Annotated in this window: 9 protein-coding genes; 6 read left to right on the plus strand and 3 right to left on the minus strand. The window is 70.4% G+C overall.

Going from position 1 to position 12,809, the window contains the following annotated elements:
• Window position 1: 1 nt before the first annotated feature.
• Both OG456_RS27250 and OG456_RS27255 read right to left on the minus strand, forming a co-directional pair.
• Window positions 2-895 carry a hypothetical protein gene (locus OG456_RS27250; protein WP_266565427.1) on the minus strand — a complete coding sequence of 298 codons (894 nt, stop codon included), beginning with the start codon at window positions 893-895 and terminating at the stop codon, window positions 2-4.
• 285 nt (window positions 896-1,180) lie between these two features.
• Complete coding sequence (locus tag OG456_RS27255; RefSeq protein WP_266569447.1) at window positions 1,181-2,926, minus strand: beta-galactosidase; 1,746 nt, start codon at window positions 2,924-2,926, stop codon at window positions 1,181-1,183.
• A 202-nt stretch (window positions 2,927-3,128) separates the two neighbouring features.
• Between OG456_RS27255 and OG456_RS27260 the strand changes: the two genes are divergently transcribed.
• The 5 genes from OG456_RS27260 (at window position 3,129) to OG456_RS27280 (ending at window position 10,062) form a co-directional block, all read left to right on the plus strand.
• The gene (locus tag OG456_RS27260) at window positions 3,129-4,040 is read left to right on the plus strand and encodes an AraC family transcriptional regulator (protein ID WP_266565429.1); all 912 of its coding nucleotides are present in this window, start codon (window positions 3,129-3,131) and stop codon (window positions 4,038-4,040) included.
• An 11-nt stretch (window positions 4,041-4,051) separates the two neighbouring features.
• Window positions 4,052-4,396, plus strand: coding sequence for a chorismate mutase (locus tag OG456_RS27265; RefSeq protein ID WP_266565431.1), 345 nt, complete (start codon window positions 4,052-4,054; stop codon window positions 4,394-4,396).
• Between the two features lie 78 nt (window positions 4,397-4,474).
• Window positions 4,475-6,994, plus strand: coding sequence for an aminopeptidase N (gene pepN / locus OG456_RS27270; RefSeq protein WP_266565433.1), 2,520 nt, complete (start codon window positions 4,475-4,477; stop codon window positions 6,992-6,994).
• A 177-nt stretch (window positions 6,995-7,171) separates the two neighbouring features.
• Window positions 7,172-8,629: an aminotransferase class V-fold PLP-dependent enzyme gene (locus tag OG456_RS27275; protein WP_266565435.1), complete on the plus strand. Its 1,458-nt coding sequence runs from the start codon at window positions 7,172-7,174 to the stop codon at window positions 8,627-8,629.
• Window positions 8,626-10,062, plus strand: a complete 1,437-nt coding sequence (locus tag OG456_RS27280) for a lysine N(6)-hydroxylase/L-ornithine N(5)-oxygenase family protein (RefSeq protein WP_266565437.1) — start codon at window positions 8,626-8,628, stop codon at window positions 10,060-10,062. Before OG456_RS27275 ends, OG456_RS27280 begins: the two co-directional genes overlap by 4 nt.
• Before the next feature lie 17 nt (window positions 10,063-10,079).
• Here the strand turns inward: OG456_RS27280 and OG456_RS27285 are convergent, their stop codons facing one another.
• Window positions 10,080-11,879 (minus strand): bifunctional UDP-sugar hydrolase/5'-nucleotidase, encoded by a 1,800-nt coding sequence (locus OG456_RS27285; RefSeq protein ID WP_266569448.1) that lies wholly within the window; start codon window positions 11,877-11,879, stop codon window positions 10,080-10,082.
• Window positions 11,880-12,012: 133 nt separating this feature from the next.
• On the opposite strand from OG456_RS27285, the gene OG456_RS27290 reads away from it, so the two are divergent.
• Window positions 12,013-12,732 (plus strand): SIMPL domain-containing protein, encoded by a 720-nt coding sequence (locus OG456_RS27290; RefSeq protein WP_266565439.1) that lies wholly within the window; start codon window positions 12,013-12,015, stop codon window positions 12,730-12,732.
• Window positions 12,733-12,809 lie beyond the last annotated feature (77 nt).

Consider the following 12,809-nt stretch of genomic DNA (forward strand, 5'->3'; position numbering starts at 1 on the left):
GCTATGTGTCGCAGTCCATCATGGTGTGGCACAGTGCGCACCGCGCCCGTACCCGGCCCCGCACCGGCACCCTGATCCGCTGATGGCACGTCGGACACGGAAACGTCACCCGCAGCGCGGACCCCTCCGTCGAGAACGCGTACGCACCGCCCGGCGCCGGCGTGCCCACCCCGCTCTCCCGCGCCTCACGCCGGTCCTTCGCGTACCGCCGCCGCCCCGCCCACCCGGCCGCCGTCAGCGGCGGCCGCTGCTCGTCGGCCCGCGCCCGCGCCAGCCCCTTCGTGTACGCGGTGTAGGCCTGCGCACTGGTGAACCACGTCTCCGGCGCCTCACCGAACGCGAGCGACCGCTTGGCCAGCACGTAGCCGAACTCCTCCGGCGTGAGATAGCCGAGCTTCTGCGACGACGCCGCGTCCTCCCGGTACGCGTCGAGCAGCAGCCAGCCCGCCCCCAGATAGGTGGTGGCCGTGTCCGTGAGGATCTCGTTGTCCCGCGTCCCCGGGAACGCGAGACCGAGCCGGTGCAGATAGACGTGCATGACCTCGTGAGCGAGAGCCGCCCCGATGTCCCGCCGGTGCGTACGGAACCGGTCGTTCAGCTCGATGAAGTACTCCGGACCCGCCGCCAGCTCGACACTCGCCGCATGCGTCATCTCGCGGAAACTGACGATCATCCGCGCATCCGGCAGCCGGTAGTGCCGCACCAGCTCACGCGCCACCCGCTGCGCCCCCAGATACAGGTCGTCCTGATCGCAGAACGCCACGTCGACCGGGGCGACGCTCGTCTCGAACGTGTGCACGGTGTCGTACGAGAGCCTCTTGTACAGCGCGGTCACCGCGGCCCGCACCATCTCCAGATGCGGAAAGCCGTGCTCCACCGGTCCGCCGTTCGCCACGCCCGCACCCCCTGGGGCCGCCGGGCTCCACCGCCCGGACACCGGAACTCCACTGTACGGCGGGATCCGACAGGCCCACCGGGCGCGATTAGTCCAAGACCTCTCCCCCTTTTGTCCATGGGCCCGCAGGCCCCGCCCGCAGCATCGTGATCACCGCGCCCCACCATGAGCGCAGCGTGGACCGTGCCCGCCGGCTCCCACGGAGAGCGGCCCGCACCCCGTCGCGCGTAGAGAGGGGCCGGTTCCGTGATCCGGAACCGGCCCCGTACGTCTGCCCGGCGGCGCCTACGACAACGTCACACGCGGCTCACCCGCCGCCTCCGTCTCCAGCACCCACACCTCGTTACGGCCCTCGCGCAGCACGGGACCCGGAACGTACAGCGAGTGCTGCGGCCCCACCGACCAGTAACGGCCCAGGTTGAAGCCGTTCACCCACACGAACCCCCGTGTCCAGCCCGGCAGTTCGAGCTCCGCGTCCCCCGCGCCGCTCACCTCGAACGCGCCGCGGTACAGGCCCGCGGCCCCCGCACCGCCGTCCACCGGCGCAAGGCCACGCACCGCGTCCGCGTCGTCGAACGCGTCCAGGCGCAGCGCCCGCGCCCGCACCCCGTGCAGATACTGCCGCTCGTGCAGCACCCCGCCCGTGACGCCCTTCGACTCACCCGTGCGCGGCCCGTAGTTGACCCGGCCGAGCGACTCCACCCACAGCTCGACACGGGCGGGCCCCGCGACAGGCTCCGCAAGGACCGGCTCGTCCTCCGTGAGCACCCCGGCCCGCACCCCGTCCACGTACACCACGGCACGGTCCCGCAGCCCCGCCGCCCGCAGCGGATACGCCCTGCGCGGCCCCGGGACGTCCACGCCGTAGCGGACCAGACCCCGGTCCACATCGAGCTCCTCGAAGGTCGGCGGCACCGCGTACTCGCCCTCCGCCGCACCGAGCCCGTCCAGGACCGCGTCCAGCGGCACGTACGACGTCAGCTCCGCAGTCACCGCGTCGGCCAGCGCCGCCGGCTGCTCGGGCACGTCCGGCAGCGGCCCGTCCGCGTACTTGGCGAACACCTCACGGAAGCGCCAGAACTTCTCCGTCGGCCGCCCGTGTTCGTCGACCGGCGCGTCGTAGTCGTACGACGTCACATCGGGCTGAAGCCGCCCCTCGTGCAACTGACCCGCCCGGTTCGCCCCCGCCCAGCCCCCGAAACTCGTCCCGCCGTGCGCCATGTACAGATTGACCGACGCCCCGCACTCCAGGATCTCCCGCAGAGCCGCCGCCGCCTCCTCCGCGCCCCGCACGACATGGTCCGCGCCCCAGTGGTCGAACCAGCCGCACCAGAACTCCATGCACATCAGCGGACCCTTGGGCCGGTGCCGGCGCAGCGTCTCGAAACCCTTCCGCGCGTTCGACCCGAAGTTCGCCGTCGCGAGGACACCCGGCACCGAGCCGCCCGTCAGCATGTGGTCGTCCGGACCGTCCGACGTGAACAGCGCCGCCGTCACCCCGAGCCCGCGCAGACCGTCCGCGAGATGGGCCAGATACACCTGGTCCGAGCCGTACGAGCCGTACTCGTTCTCCACCTGCACCATGATCACCGGGCCGCCCCGGTCGCACTGCCGCTCCACGACCTGGGGGAGCAGCGCCGCGAACCAGCGGTCCACCGCCGCCAGGAACTCCCCGTCCCTGGTCCGCACCCGCGAGCCCAGCGGACCCGTCAGCCAGTGCGGCAGCCCGCCGTTCTCCCACTCGGCACAGATATAGGGCCCCGGACGCACGATCGCCCACAGCCCCGCCTCACGCACCGCGTCCAGGAACCGGCCCAGAGCCCCCACGTCACGCAGCTCGCCGGGGCGCGGCTCGTGCAGATTCCACGGGACGTACGTCTCCACACAGTTCAGGCCCATCGCCCGCAGCATGGCCAGACGATGCCCCCACTGCTCCTCGTGCACCCGGAAGTAGTGCAGCGCCCCCGACAGGAGCCGCACCGGCCGCCCGTCGACCTCGAAGTCGTCCTCGCCCACTCTGAACCCGGCCATCATGTCCCTCTCGTTCACCGAGAGCCTGTCTTCGCACTCCGGGCGGGCGCGGGGCGTCTGGCACGCAGTGCAAAGACAGGCTCTTACTGCCCGCCACGATCACCTCTGGCGGGCAGCAGGGTCCATGGACAAAGATCAGCCCTGTTTGGACGCAACGCGCGCACCACCGGCACCACACCCGCCCAGGAAGGGACGCAAGCGGATGTACCACACCTGGATGCGGTATTTCACCCCCAGCCCGGCCCACCACCGCCTCGGCCTCGTCTGCCTCGGCGTCGGCCTCCAGTACGGCGCCCTGCCCACCGTCGGCCCCCGCACCCTTGACCACCACGTCGCCGTCGTCATCACCGCCGGACGCGGCTGGTACCAGGCCCCCGACGGCCGCCGCACCACCGTCACCGCACCCGCCCTCATCTGGGTCACCCCCGGCATCCCCCACCACTACGGGCCCGACCTCGACACCGGCTGGGACGAATGCTTCGTCGACTTCACCGGCCCCGCCACCACCACCTACACCGAACTCGGCTACATAGAACCCGAGCGCCCCGTCGTCCCCCTCTCCGACGCCGCCCACGCCCGCACAGCCGTCGGCCGCATCGCCCGCGCCGCCCGCCGCGGCAACCCCCTCCTCGAGGTCGAGACCGCCGCCGCCGTCCACGAACTCCTCGTCGCCCTGCGCCGCGCCCGCGCCGACATGGCCCCCGACGGCGACCCCGTCCTCCAGTCCCTCGCCCGCGACGCCTTCCAGCCCCTGTCCGTCGCCGAACACGCCGCCCGCCACGGCATGACCCCCGCCGAACTGCGCACCGCCGTCCGCCGCGGCGCGGGCTGCAGCCCCAAGGACTACCTCCTCGGCATCCGCCTCGGCCGCGCCAAGGAACTCCTCGCCGCCACCGAACTCCCCGTCGCCGCCGTCGCCCGCCGCGTCGGCTACGACGACCCCGCCTACTTCTCCCGCCTGTTCACCCGCCGCGTCGGCACCGCACCCGTCCGCTTCCGCGAACAACAGGGCCGCACCGTCCCCGGCGGCTGGTCGAACACCGTCCCCGACCCCGACGACCCCCCGATGCTGCGCTCCCCGGGCGCCACGATCGAGCGCCCCCGCGCCACGTAGGGTTTCCTCCCATGACCAACAGCAACGCCCGCGACGCCGTGGACCCCGCCGTCCGCGCCGAACTCGCCCGCCTGCGCGACAGCATCGACAACATCGACGCCGCCGTCGTCCACATGCTCGCCGAACGCTTCAAATGCACCCAGCAGGTCGGCCACCTCAAGGCCGAACACGCCCTGCCCCCGGCCGACCCCGCCCGCGAAGCCAACCAGATCACCCGCCTGCGCCAGCTCGCCGAGAGCGCCAAACTCGACCCCGCCTTCGCCGAGAAGCTCCTCAACTTCATCATCAGCGAAGTGATCCGCCACCACGAGCAGATCGCCGACGAGGCGGGCGTCACGAGGACAGCCACCACCTGATACGAGGCCCACAGCCCCACCCCCCGGCGCGGCGGGCGGCCCCTGTCCCGCCCCGCGCCCATCAGGCAGCATGTCCCCATGTCCGTACTGACGCGCGACGAAGCGCAGACCCGAGCCCAGCTCATCGACGTCCAGCGGTACACGATCGGCCTCGATCTCACCCGCGGAGCCGACACCTTCGACTCCACCACCGTCATCGGCTTCACCACCCGCGCGGCCGGAGACACCTTCGTCGAGGTCAGGCCCGCCGACCTGCGATCCGTCACCCTCGACGGACACCCCCTGGACCCCGCCGCACTCGACGACAACCGGCTCCCCCTCACCGGCCTCACCCCCGGCCCCCACGAACTGCGCGTCGAAGCCGCCATGGCCTACTCGCACACCGGCGAAGGCATGCACCGCTTCACCGACCCCACCGACGGCGAGACGTACGCCTACACGCAGCTGTTCATGGAAGACGTCCAGCGCGTCTTCGCCGCCTTCGACCAGCCCGACCTCAAGGCCGTCTTCGACCTCACCGTCACCGCCCCCGACGGCTGGACCGTCCTCGCCAACGGCGTCACCGAACACCTCGGCGACGGAAAATGGCGGGCGGCCACCACCCCCCTCCTGTCCACCTACCTCGTCGCCGTCGCCGCGGGCCCCTGGCACTCCGTGCGCACCGAACACCGCGGACTGCCCTTCGGCATCCACTGCCGCCGCTCCCTGGCCCCCTACCTCGACGCAGACGCCGAGGAGATCCTCGACATCACCCGCGCCTGCTACGACCGCTACCACGAGAAGTTCGAGGAGCCCTACCCCTTCGACTCCTACGACCAGGCGTTCGTCCCCGAATTCAACGCCGGCGCCATGGAGAACCCCGGACTCGTCACCTTCCGCGACGAGTTCATCCACCGCTCCGCCGTCACCGACACCGAACGCCAGACCCGCGCCATGGTCATCGCCCACGAGATGGCCCACATGTGGTTCGGCGACCTCGTCACCCTCCAATGGTGGGACGACATCTGGCTCAACGAGTCCTTCGCCGAGTACATGGGCTACCAGACCCTCACCGAAGCAACCCGCTTCACCGGCACCTGGGTCGACTTCGGAGTGGCCCGCAAGGCCTGGGGATACGACGCCGACCAGCGCCCCTCCACCCACCCCGTCGCCCCCGACGCCGAGGCCGTCCCCGACACCGCGTCCGCCCTGCTCAACTTCGACGGCATCTCCTACGCCAAGGGCGCCTCCGCACTGCGCCAACTCGTCGCCTGGCTCGGCGAGAAGGACTTCCTCGCCGGCATCAACACCCACTTCCGGCGCCACAAGTTCGCCAACGCCACCCTCACCGACTTCATCGCCTCCCTCGCCCACCACACCGACCGCGACGTCCACGCCTGGGCCGACACCTGGCTGCGCACCACCGGCGTCGACACCCTCACCGCCACCGTCACCGAACACCCCGGACAGACGGCACTCACCCTCACCCGCGACGGCAGCCGCCCCCACCGCGTCACCGTCGGCGTCTACGACCGCGACCTCATCGACGGCACCACCCTCGTCCGCCGCGAACTGAGGGACATCGATATCCCAGCCATCCCAGCCATCCCTGCCGACGGCGAACACAGCCTCCCCGGCCCCCGCCCCGCCCTCGTCGTGCCCAACGACCAGGACCTCACCTACGCCAAGATCCGCCTCGACCCCCACTCCGAGGAAGCCGCCCTGCGCGCCCTCTCCCGCGTCCCCGACCCCCTCACCCGCGCCGTCCTGTGGAACTGCCTGCGCGACATGGTCCGCGACGGCGAACTCGAACCCCTCACCTACCTCGAAGCCGCCCGCGCCCACCTCCCCGGCGAACGCGAACTCGCCAACGTCCAGGGCGTCCTCGCCTTCGCGCGCACCCAGATCGCCGACCGCTACACCACCCCCACCGAACGCCCCGACGCCCTCGCCCTCCTCACCGACCTGTGCACCGACCTCATCCGCCGCACCGAGGACGGCAGCAACCCGGGCCTGCGCCTCACCGCCGTGCGCACCCTCATCGACAGCGCCGCCCACGCCGACACCATCCGCGACTGGTACGACAGCGGCAGCGTCCCCGGCGGCCCCGAACTCGACCCCGAACTGCGCTGGCGCATCCTCGGCCGCCTCTGCGTACTCGGCGCCGTCGACGACGCGGTCATCGAGGCCGAACTCACCCAGGACCCCAGCGCCACCGGCCGGCAGGGCGCCGCCCACTGCCGCGCCGCCCTGCCCGACCCCGAGGCCAAACGCGCCGCCTGGGACGCCATGTTCACCACCGACGAACTCTCCAACTACCTCTTCACCGCCACCGCCCAGGGCTTCTGGCAGCCCGAACAGAGCGACCTCCTGCACCCCTATGTCGCCCGCTACTTCCCCGACGCCGTGGCCGTCGCCCACCGCCGCGGCCCCGCCATCGCCGACGCCGCAGGACGCCACGCCTTCCCCGCCCACGCCATCGACACCCACACCCTCACCCTCGGCGAAAGCTGCATCGCGGACGACGACCCCATCCCCGCCCTGCGCCGCCGGCTCGCCGACCAACTCGACGACCTCGCCCGCGCCTTGAAGATCAGGACAGCCACCGCCGCGTCCTAGGGGCCCGGCAGGTACGGGGTCCGGCCGCACCGGACCCCGTACCACCAACCACCCCGCCCCCACCCAATCCCCGTACGGCAGTACCACTTTCGGGTTCCGATCGTTGTGATCACCGGGCACGCCACCGCCACCGCAGACAGGCTGGAGGCCCCACCCGCACACCCGAAGGACACCGCCATGAGCAACCCGCCGCCCCTCGCCGGAGGCACCCAAGGCTCACAAGCCCTGCGGCCGTTGCTCGACACCGTCCTCGACGCACTCCACGACGGAGCCATCGCCCGAGGCGGCCCCCTCCCCGCCGGCGGCCCCCACACCGTCACCACCCGCCTGCGCGACCTCACCGGCGACCCCCTGCCCCACCACGGCACCGGCCCCGACACCGCGCTGCGCACCCTCGTACAGGCCCTCGCCGAAGGCGCCGCCGACCCCGCCGACCCCCTGTGCGCGGCCCACCTCCACTGCCCACCCCTCGCCCTCGCGGCCGCCGCCGACCTCGCCGCGTCCGCCCTCAACCCCTCCATGGACTCCTGGGACCAGGCCCCCGCCGCGTCCGCCCTCGAAACCCTCGTCACCGACGCACTCGCCCACGAGGTCTACGGCGACACAGGTCAGCCCGGTCAGTCAGGTCGGTCCGGTCAGTCAGGTCGGTCCGGCCGGTCGGACAGGCCCGGTCGGCCCGGCCACCCGCAGGCACTGGTCACCACCGGCGGCACCGAAGCCAACCAGCTCGCCCTCCTCCTCGCCCGCGAAAGCCACGCCTCAGAGGGCCCCCTCCAGCTCATCACCGGCGCAGGCGCCCACCACTCCCTGCCCCGCGCCGCCTGGCTCCTCGGCCTCCCCGACCCCGTCACCGTGCCCGCCCCCACCGGCACCCTCGACCCCGCAGCGCTCGACGAAGCCCTCACCGACCTGCCCGGACCCAAACTCGTCGCCGCCACCGCCGGAACCACCGACGCGGGCCTCATCGACCCCCTCCCGGAGATCGCCGACGTCTGCGAACACCACGGCGCCCGCCTCCACATCGACGCCTCCTACGGCGCCGGGCTCCTCTTCAGCCCCACCCGCCGCACCCAGCTCACCGGCCTCGAACGCGCCGCCACCGTCACCCTCGACCTCCACAAACTCGGCTGGCAACCCGTCGCCGCCGGCCTCCTCGCCGTACGCGACCCCGCCGACCTCACCCCCCTCACCCACCACGCCGACTACCTCAACGCCGACGACGACACCGAAGCCGGCCTGCCCGACCTCCTCGGCCGCTCCCTGCGCACCACCCGACGCCCCGACATCCTCAAAATTGCCGTCACCCTCAAAGCCCTCGGCCGCACCGGACTCGGCACCCTCGTCGACCAAGTCTGCGACCAGGCCCGGGAGTTCGCCGCCACCATCCACGCCCACCCCGGCTTCGACCTCTATGACACCCCCACCCTCAGCACCGTCCTCTTCCGCCCCCACGGCGCCCCCGACGAGCGCATCGCCCACATCCGCCGCACCCTCCTCACCCAAGGCCGCGCCGTACTCGGCCGCGCCCGCATGGACGGCCGGCTCTGGCTCAAAGCCACCCTGCTCAACCCGCACACCCAGCCGGGCGACCTGGCCCAGCTGCTGAAACTGGTGGAAGGAAACACAGCCCGATGACCACCGCCCCCACCCCCAGGCCCCCGCACCCCGAAGCACCCCGCGACCTCGTCGGCATCGGCATCGGCCCCTTCAACCTCTCCCTCGCCGCCCTAGCCCACCCCCTCACCGAACTCGACACCGCCTTCTACGAACAACGCCCCGCCTTCCACTGGCACCCCGGCCTCCTCATCGACGGCGCCACCCTCCAAGTCCCCTTCCTCGCCGACCTCGTCACCCTCGCCGACCCCGCAAGCCACTGGACCTTCCTCAACTACCTCAAAACCCGTGAACGCCTCTTCCCCTTCTACTTCGCCGAGCGCTTCCACATCCAGCGCGCCGAATACGACGCCTACTGCCGCTGGGTCAGCGAAAACCTCCCCGGACTCCACTTCGGCCACCAGGTCGACACCGTCCGCTGGAACCCCGAACGCCGCCTCTTCGAAGTCGACTTCACCCAACTCGACACCGAAGGCGAAGCCGAAGCACTCGGCCGCACCTACACCAAGAACGTCGTTCTCGGCATCGGCACCGCCCCCTACATCCCCGAACCGCTGCGCCCCCTCGCCGAAGCCCCCACCGTCCCCGTCATCCACTCCGCCGACTACCTCACCCACCGCACCGAACTCCTCACCGCCGACCACATCACCGTCATCGGATCAGGCCAGTCCGGCGCCGAGATCTTCCTCGACCTCCTCAAGAACCGCCCCCAAGGCCGCGAAAAACTCCACTGGCTCGCCCGCAGCGAAGCCTTCGCCCCCATGGAGTACTCCAAGCTCGGCCTCGAACACTTCACCCCCGACTACACCCGCTACTTCCACCACCTCCCCGAAGACGTACGCGACGGACTCGTCCCCGCCCAATGGCAGCTCCACAAAGGCATCGACGCCGAAACCATCGCCGCCATCCACGACGAGCTCTACCAGCGCACCCTCCACGGCGGCTGGCCCGACGCCACCCTCACCCCCGGCGTCTTCGTCCGCACCGCCGGCCGCGTCGCCACCACCAAAGTCGAACTCCACCTCGAACACCGCCGGCAGAACACCCGCTCCCGCCTCACCACCGACGCCGTCGTCCTCGCCACCGGCTACCGCGAACGCCCCCTCGACCAGATCCTCACCGGCATGGACCCCCACCTGAGCCGCGACAACGCCGAACGCCCCCGCATCGACGAACAGTTCCGCCTCGTCCTCGACCCCACCGTCACCGACACCGGCAGCAACATCTACGTACAGAACGCCGAACGCCACAGCCACGGAGTCGGCGCCCCCGACCTCGGCCTCGCCGCCTGGCGCAGCGCCACCATCCTCAACACCCTCACGGGCAAAGACCCCTACCCCCTCCCGCAGCGCACCGCCTTCACCACCTTCGGCCTCACCCCCAACGAAAACCGCGCCCCCCGGACCCGGTCCGGAGAACGCGGCACATCACATCTCGTCGAGCTCAAGAACTAGGGTCCGAACAAGACGCCCTAGAACACAGGCGTACCGTCCCGCGTCAGCCGCCAGTCCACCGAAGCGAACTCCGCCGGGTCCAGGGTGCCCTTCGCGGTCACCCACTCGGCGATCCGCGTACGGATCTCCGTCGACTCCGACCACAGCTCCTGCGCCGACGCCACATGCGGGAACGCCCCACCACCGTTCGCCCGGTAGTTGTTCACCGCGAACACGAACTTCTGCGCGTCGTCCAGCGCCGCACCCTGATACGTCAGGTTCTTGATCCGCGAACCCGCCGCCTGCGCGACGTCGATGTCGTAAGAAAGCCCCGACACATAGTCGTAGTTGTAGTCCGGACGGTTGTTCGCGTTCGTCAGCTTGTCCACGTCCACGACCGCGCCCGCCGCCGTCTGCACGAAATACTCCGCCGAGAACTCCAGGTACGCCCGCACCTGCGCACCCGTCATCAGCTTCGCGACCAGCGTGTTGTCGTACACGTACAGACCCGACAGATCCCGGATCGTCACCTCGCCCGCCGGAATCGACGACGTACGCGAGAATGGCGAAGCCTGCGAAAGGACCGGCAGCGACGCGTACTCCGTCGACGCCAGCGCCTTCTTCACCACATCCGCCTGCACCGCGTTGATCAGGTCGATGATCGGCGCGTCCTTGTACCGAGCGTCGACCGTCGTCAGCTCCACCGTCGCCCGGCCCACCACCTGATTCACGTACTTCACCACCGCGGCATGCTCGTCCTGCAGCAGCTTCGTGATCTTCGGATCGTCCGCCACCGTCCTGGAGTCACGCAGCGACGCCTTGACGGACTCGACCGACCAACGCCCCTTCTCCCACACCAGATCGAAGTCGAACAGCGTCAGCCGCTCCGCGAAACACAGCGGCTCCGACAGCACGACCGCCTTGCCCGTCTTCTCGTTCGTCACCAGCTGCTGCGGAATCTCCACATGCGCATGCCCTACGAGAATCGCGTCGATCCCCGGCACCAGCCGCGCCACATTCGCCGCCGCGTTCTCCACATACGGAACCTGATCGCCGTACGACGACGTACCCGAAGCCCCCGAATGCGCCGACACGATCACCACGTCCGCACCCATCGACCGCAGCTTCGGCACCCACTTCGCGGCCTGCTCCTCAAGACCGGGGAACTTCAACTTCCCCTGCACATACGCCTTGTCCCAGATCGCGATCCCCGGATTCGTCAGCCCGAGCACCGCCACCTTCACGTCCCTGCCGTGCGGCGTGCGCAGCCGCTTCATGAAATACGGGGGGAACGCCGGCTTCTCCGTCTTCGCGTCCACGGCATTCGCACCCAGCAACGGGAAGTCACACTGCGACTCGAACTTACGCAGCGTCTCGATCCCGTAGTTGAACTCGTGGTTCCCCAGCGCCACCGCGTCATAGCCGATCGAATTCATCGCCTGCGCCATCGGATGCACCGGACCACCCTTCGCGGTGATCGGATCCACCTTCGCGAAGTAGTACGTCAGCGGCGTCCCCTGGATCGTGTCACCCGCGTCGATCAGCAGCGTGTTGTGCCGACCCCGCTCCGCACGGATCTCCTCCACCAGCGTCGAGATCCGCGACAGCCCCATCGCGTTACCCGCCGGATCCGCGTACTCCGCGTTCTTGAAGTAGTCCCAGTTGAAGACATGACCATGCAGGTCCGTCGTCCCCATGACGGTGAACGAGTACCGCTTCTGCCCCCTCGACCGCCCCCCGTGCGCCTGCGCGGCCGGCGCCGACACCGCCCCGGTCAACGCCACGGCCGCCCCCGTAGCAGCGGACTTGCCCAGAAACTTCCGGCGATTCAACGGCATCTCAGATCCCCTCCGGCACCACTCATCGACAGTTGCGACGCGCGTAGATTCTGGCCCCTCAACCCAACACGCAACAGACCCACGAGGTTTCAATCCGATGACTGTCCGACGCGCTGCTGCCAAAGTGACCCCCATGACCCCCCACGAAACGACCCCCGACGGACAACCCACCCCCTACGGCACCCCCCAAGCCCCCCGCATCGCCGTCCGCGGCGAAGCCCGCATCGAAACCGACCCCGACCTCGCCCGCATCGGCATCACCGTCAGCGCCCGCGGCACCGACCGCCGCGAAGCCCTCACCGACCTCACCCGCCGCAACACCGCCACCCTCGACCTCATCAAAAGCTACGGAGAAGCCATCGAAAAACTCGAGACCGGCGCCTTCTCCATCACCCCCGAACTCACCCGCCACGGCCGCACCGAACGCATCCGCGCTTACCACGGCCGGGTCCTCATCACCGCCGAACTCACCGACTTCACCGCACTCGGCGAACTCACTACTCGCCTCGCCGACCAGGACCTCACCCGCATCGACGGCCCCTGGTGGTCCCTGCGCCCCGACTCACCCGTCCACCGCACCGCCCGCCAACAAGCAGTCCGCGAAGCAGTCCAACGCGCCCGCGAATACGCCGAAGCCCTCGGCACCCGCCTCGCCGCCCTCATCGAACTCGCCGACACCGGAGCCGAGGACCCCGACCGCTACGGACCCGTCCCCGGCGCCCCCCACATGCGCATGGCCGCCTACTCCGGCGGCCCCGACGACACCCCCGCACCCCTCGACCTCGAACCCCAGCGCCAAACCGTCTACGCCAACGTCAACGCCCGATTCACCATGCACCCGCCCGAGCTGTAAAAGCCCCGCCCCCGAACGACGGAACCGAAATACATGCTCATCGGAGCACCCCCATGCACAATTCAACACTTGTCAAT

The sequence above is a fragment of the Streptomyces sp. NBC_01446 genome (assembly GCF_026340095.1).
GTDB classification, from domain to species: Bacteria; Actinomycetota; Actinomycetes; order Streptomycetales; family Streptomycetaceae; genus Streptomyces; species Streptomyces aureus.

What these genes read in the sequence shown, in the direction of transcription:
- OG456_RS27290 (WP_266565439.1), top strand. Translation starts at nt 12,013, where the DNA reads ATGACCCCCCACGAAACGACCCCCGACGGACAACCCACCCCCTACGGC.
- OG456_RS27275 (WP_266565435.1), top strand. Translation starts at nt 7,172, where the DNA reads ATGAGCAACCCGCCGCCCCTCGCCGGAGGCACCCAAGGCTCACAAGCC.
- pepN (WP_266565433.1), top strand. Translation starts at nt 4,475, where the DNA reads ATGTCCGTACTGACGCGCGACGAAGCGCAGACCCGAGCCCAGCTCATC.
- OG456_RS27280 (WP_266565437.1), top strand. Translation starts at nt 8,626, where the DNA reads ATGACCACCGCCCCCACCCCCAGGCCCCCGCACCCCGAAGCACCCCGC.
- OG456_RS27285 (WP_266569448.1), bottom strand. Translation starts at nt 11,879, where the DNA reads ATGCCGTTGAATCGCCGGAAGTTTCTGGGCAAGTCCGCTGCTACGGGG.
- OG456_RS27260 (WP_266565429.1), top strand. Translation starts at nt 3,129, where the DNA reads ATGTACCACACCTGGATGCGGTATTTCACCCCCAGCCCGGCCCACCAC.
- OG456_RS27255 (WP_266569447.1), bottom strand. Translation starts at nt 2,926, where the DNA reads ATGGCCGGGTTCAGAGTGGGCGAGGACGACTTCGAGGTCGACGGGCGG.
- OG456_RS27265 (WP_266565431.1), top strand. Translation starts at nt 4,052, where the DNA reads ATGACCAACAGCAACGCCCGCGACGCCGTGGACCCCGCCGTCCGCGCC.